The sequence below is a fragment of the Clostridium sp. UBA6640 genome (assembly GCF_002455975.1).
Taxonomy (GTDB): Bacteria; Bacillota; Clostridia; order Clostridiales; family Clostridiaceae; genus Clostridium_J.
Genome location: NZ_DKLM01000159.1, coordinates 1 through 683, shown reverse-complemented (window position 1 = coordinate 683; position 683 = coordinate 1).

Sequence of the window (683 nt, the reverse complement as noted above, 5' to 3'; positions counted from 1 at the left end):
CCAATGTGTATATCCTCCTATACAATATATTTATTTTTAAATTATGGTTTAATAATTATTCATAGCCAAAGGCCACCAATACTATCTAGATAAGAACCATAGGGATAAACTTATAGCCCAATATAGCTATCCCTTAAATATTCCAATTCGCAACTTTAATTAATGGAGAATTGAAAATGGATGATTGACAATTGTGGTGAAAATTAGTTTTGATTAAACTAATTTCTTTAAATAGATTTTTGTAGCGGCGAATATTATTCGCCATTTTTTATATGCCAAATATATGATAATGGAAATGGAGTTGAGTTTTGTGGAGAACACTGTTCTCCGCTACAGTTAATAAATTCTAAATTTCTCAGCTTCTGCTGAGAAATATCCAAAATTGTGAATTGTGAATTGAAAAAGTTGTGAATTCAATAGTTTTAATTATAATACTGAAAGGCATAAAATTTTTTCATAGTGGAACGCTACATTTGATAAGTTTAGCGAAAGAATGGTGGTATAATTTTAGAGGTTATATGTATATAACCTCTAGTTGTATTCTTATTAAAAGAACAAATATATTCCCTTTGGCTTACTTTGTAATTTTAGAAGAATGAGCGCATAAAAAAAGAACTTCTTATAAATATTTTAGGAGTTCCTCTTTTTATATAAGCCCTAATTTATATGTTTTTAATTAAAAA